This is a genomic window from Burkholderia sp. Bp9031 (genome assembly GCF_003857965.1).
GTDB classification, from domain to species: Bacteria; Pseudomonadota; Gammaproteobacteria; order Burkholderiales; family Burkholderiaceae; genus Burkholderia; species Burkholderia ambifaria_A.
This window is the reverse complement of sequence record NZ_QTPW01000069.1, coordinates 1-4,609: the sequence shown is the minus strand read 5'-3', so window position 1 is coordinate 4,609 and position 4,609 is coordinate 1. Positions and strand designations below refer to the sequence as shown.

Here is a 4,609-nt window from a genome sequence, read left to right as displayed (position 1 = left end):
GCTTGCCGAGATCGACTCCGATCAGCGATACCGTGTCCATGATGGCCCTCCAGAAGGACAAAATCCTCACTCAGCGTGGTCCACTGAGTGAGGATCGGGCTGACCATCCTATTAAGCCCGGCACAGGCCGGGCTCGTTCGTTCGACTTCGGTGTTACGCGCGTCCGTCGCGCAATTCGCGCCGCAGGATCTTGCCGACGTTCGTCTTCGGCAGCTCCGTGCGGAACTCGACGAATTTCGGACGCTTGTAGCCGGTGAGCCGTTCCTTGCAGTACGCGAGGATGTCCTTGTCGGTAAGCGCCGGATCCTTCTTCACGACGAACAGCTTCACGGCTTCGCCCGAGTGCTCGTCCGGCACACCGACTGCCGCCACCTCGAACACGCCCGGGTGCGACGCCACCACGTCCTCTACCTCGTTCGGATACACGTTGAAACCGGATACCAGGATCATGTCTTTCTTCCGGTCGACGATCTTCACGTAACCGCGCGCGTCCATCACGCCGACGTCGCCGGTCTTGAAGAAACCGTCCGGGCACATGACCTTCGCGGTCTCTTCCGGCCGGTTCCAGTAGCCTGCCATGACCTGCGGCCCGCGGATGCAGATCTCGCCCGGCTCGCCGAGCGCGACGTCGTTGCCCGCGTCGTCGCGGATCGCGACCTCGGTCGACGGCAGCGGCAGACCGATCGTCCCGCTGTACTCGGTCGCCGTCACGGGATTGCAGGTCGCAACCGGCGATGTTTCAGACAGGCCATACCCTTCGACGATCGCCGTATGGGTCTTCTCATACCAGCGCTTGGCGACGCCTTCCTGGATCGCCATGCCGCCGCCGTTGGCGATCACGAGCTTCGAAAGATCCAGCTGGTTGAATTCGGGATGGTTCAACAGTGCGTTGTACAGCGTGTTGACGGCCGGAATCGTCGAGATCTGGTAGCCCTTCAACTCCTTGATCATGCCGCCGATGTCGCGCGGATTCGGGATCAGGATACCCATGCCGCCCGTGCGCATCGTCAGGAAACCGCAGACCGTCAGCGCAAACACGTGATAGAGCGGCAGCGCGACAACCGTCACGAACTGCTTCACCTCGGGGTACTTCTCGTGTGCGGGATGGTGCCACGCGCCGGCCTGCAGCACGTTCGACACGATGTTCCGGTGCAGGAGCGTCGCGCCCTTCGCGACACCCGTCGTACCACCCGTGTACTGGAGGAACGCGACGTCATCGGGGCCGAGCTTCTGCGACTTGAAGGTCTGCCGCGCGCCTTCCGACAGCGCGGCCTTGAAGCGCGTGAACGACGGAAGCTGCCAGGCCGGCACCATCTTCTTCACGTTGCGCACGACGTAATTGACGAGCCAGCCCTTGATGCCGAGCAGGTCGCCCATCGACGCGACCACGACATGCTTGACCGCGGTATTGGCAATGACGGCCTGCAGCGTCGACGCGAAATTCTCGAGGATGACGATCGCTTCCACCCCGCTGTCCTTCAGCTGATGTTCGAGCTCGCGCGGCGTATAGAGCGGGTTGACGTTGACGACGGTGTAGCCCGCGCGGAGTACCGCGACGATCGCCACCGGGTACTGCAGCACGTTCGGCATCATGAGCGCGACGCGCGCGCCGCGTTTCAGACCGCGCGACTGCAGCCACGCGCCGAACTGGCGCGACAGCACATCGAGTTCGCCATACGTGATGCTCTTGCCCATGCAGACGAACGCCTTGCGGTCGCGATACTGCTTGAAGCTTTCGTCAAGGAGATCCGGGATGGAAGGATACGGGGACGCGTCAATTTCGGCTGGAACGCCGGGTGGGTACGATTTCAGCCAAATTTTGTCCATACCGCGCGTCTCCTCACAGATTTTCGAATGGTCGTGCTAAAACGCATCGTAGCGGCTCGCCCGTCCCGAGACAACAGGGTTAGATGCCCACTTCGAACTTTCGAATGAATTCATCTGATCATATCTCGAACTTCGGTCAAATCCGCTCAACTTCAACGAGGCAATCGTAAAACGTCGCCGAGTTGCCGAGATCGGTCAGCGCCTGGCTCGTCACCTCGTTCGCGTTGCGCCCGTCCGGCGACAATTTCTTCCACCAGATCGACAACCCGACGACGAGCCCCACCCGCGCACGATCAGTCACTCTCGCAACCGCCTGCATCGATCCACGATCGTTGAAGATGCGTACGACGTCACCCTCCGCGATGCCGCGCGCATCGGCATCGGCCGGATGCATGTCGAGGTGCGGCTGGCCTTCCGTGCTGCGCAGGCTGTCCACGTTGACGAACGTGCTGTTCAGGAAATGCCGGGCCGGCGGCGATATCATCGCGAGCGGATAGCGGGCGGCGAGTTCGGGCGCGGTCTCCTCCGATTCGAACGGCGGCAGGTAGTCGGGCACCGGGTCCAGGCCCATCTGCTCGAGTCGCCCGCTGTAGAACTCGCATTTGCCTGACGGCGTGCGGAAACCGCCGTTCGCGAAAGGCGCGTCCGCCACCTTGAGCTTCAGCCAGCCGGCGCGCTTCAACGTTTCCCAATCACTTTCGAGCGCCGGATCGTCCCAACGGAGCGCAGCCTGCGCGACCTCTTCGTCGCTGTGATAAAGCGCGGGCTCGTCAAGCCCCATGCTGCGCGCAATGCCGCGAAAGATTTCAGTGTTCGGCCGTGCGTCGCCGACCGGCGGAATCGCCGGCAGATTCGCCATCACATACGTGTGGCCATATGACTTGTGGACGTCGAGATGCTCGAGCTGGGTTGTGGCCGGCAACACAATGTCGGCGAAATCAACGGTATCTGTCTTGAAGTGCTCGAGAACGACCGTGAACAGATCTTCGCGTGCAAACCCCGCGGCTACTTTCGACGAGTCGGGTGCGACAGCAATCGGATTCGAGTTGTAGACGATCACCGCTTCGACTTTCGGGCCGAAAGTCGCGTCGCCCGGATGCAGCAACGCATCGCCGATCGCATTCATGTTGATGATACGCGGCAGCTTGTTCGGCCAGCCGGGTATCAGATCGGGGCGCTGCAGCGCCGTCTGATCGACCGGTGCGGATTCCGACGACGACAGCAGCAGCCCGCCCGCCCGATCGCGCCATGCGCCCGTCAGCGCAGGCAGGCTCGCGATCGCGCGCACGGCATTGCCGCCGCCGCGTACGCGCTGCATACCGTAATTGAGGCGGATCGATGCCTTGCGGGTCGCGCCGTAACGACGCGTGAGTTCGATCAGTTCCGATGCTTCGATGCCGCAGATCTGTGCCACGCGCTCCGGCGGATAGGATAAGGCTCGCGCCTTGAGCGCCTCGAAGCCGAGCGTATGTTGCGCGATGTAGTCATGATCGAGCAGATCGTCGGTAATCAGCACATGCATCATGCCGAGCGCGAACGCACCATCGGTGCCTGGCTTCAGTGCGATGTGCTGATGACATTTCTCCGCCGTCAGCGAGCGATAGGGATCGATTGCGACCAGACGGGCGCCGCGACGCTTGGCTTCCTGCGCACGAGTCCAGAAATGCAGGCTCGATGCGATCGGATTGGCACCCCAGATCAGGATCAGCTCGCTTTCCTCGAAATGCTCGAGATGCATGCCGACGCTTCCGCCATAGGTATAGCGCAGCCCTGCCGCGCCAGCCGCGGCACAGATTGCCCGCTCGAGCCGTGACGCGCCGAGTTTGTGGAAGAACCGCTGCGCAATGCCTTCGCCCTGCACCAGCCCCATTGTTCCCGCATAGCTGTACGGCACGATCGCCTCCGGCCCGCGCGCGGCGATTTCCCCGAGACGACGACCGATCTCGTCGAACGCCTCGCTCCAGCTGATCGGCGCGAAACGCCCCTCCCCCTTCATTCCGACACGCTTGAGCGGGACGGTGAGACGGTCGGGATGATGAACGCGGTCGGCATAGCGGCTCACTTTCGTACACAACACGCCTTGTGTGGGCGGATGATCGGGATCGCCCGTTACCTTGATTGCCCGACCGTTTTCGATAGTCACGCGCATGGCGCACGTATCCGGACAATCGTGCGGGCAAACGGCCCGAGCTATCTGAGTGGCGGCGTTCATCGTTCTGGATGTGGCTGGGTGGAGATTCGCAAATTTTACGTGGACGGGTCGAATAAGACGTCATTCTGTTCGATTTTCCCGTTTATTTGGCCCAAAAAGCGGGAACGGAGAGCGGTCGATATCGACGTTGGGCTGGCTTCCAACTGACGCTACGACGATATGGGTGTCGAGTTAGCGTGGGAGGCACCCCGGCGGTGGCTTCTCCGAGCGGAGCACGAATGGTCTCTTTGGCCGGGGATAGAAGCGAATAGGCCGGTGAATGGCTCAGAATGATGGAAAGTGGCAGCGATGCGTTATGGCTCGAGCAACAACGGGCGAGATCCGATTGTCTGAACGCAGTCGGGATACTGCGAGCGATTTGCATCGAGTGGCGATCTGGTCGATCGCCTCCGCTCACCGGCGCCAGCGACCAAGCCAACGCATCGCGGCCATCGCCCTTTTCCTTTTCCGGCGCCACAAATGCAAAAACCCCCGCCTTTCGGGCGGGGGTTTCTGGCTTAGGGAGCCTGACGATTACCTACTTTCACACGGGAATCCGCACTATCATCGGCGTAGAGTCGTTTCACGGTC

The 4,609-nt window shown here is 61.8% G+C and carries 2 protein-coding genes; both read right to left on the bottom strand.

Annotated features, from left to right (window positions below; genetic code table 11):
• Window positions 1-153: 153 nt before the first annotated feature.
• On the bottom strand, window positions 154-1,827 hold the full coding sequence (locus DIE15_RS36380) for a long-chain fatty acid--CoA ligase (protein ID WP_124835860.1): 1,674 nt from the start codon (window positions 1,825-1,827) through the stop codon (window positions 154-156).
• Between the two features lie 136 nt (window positions 1,828-1,963).
• Window positions 1,964-4,039 carry a molybdopterin-dependent oxidoreductase gene (locus tag DIE15_RS36375; RefSeq protein WP_124835859.1) on the bottom strand — a complete coding sequence of 692 codons (2,076 nt, stop codon included), beginning with the start codon at window positions 4,037-4,039 and terminating at the stop codon, window positions 1,964-1,966.
• Between the last annotated feature and the right edge of the window lie 570 nt (window positions 4,040-4,609).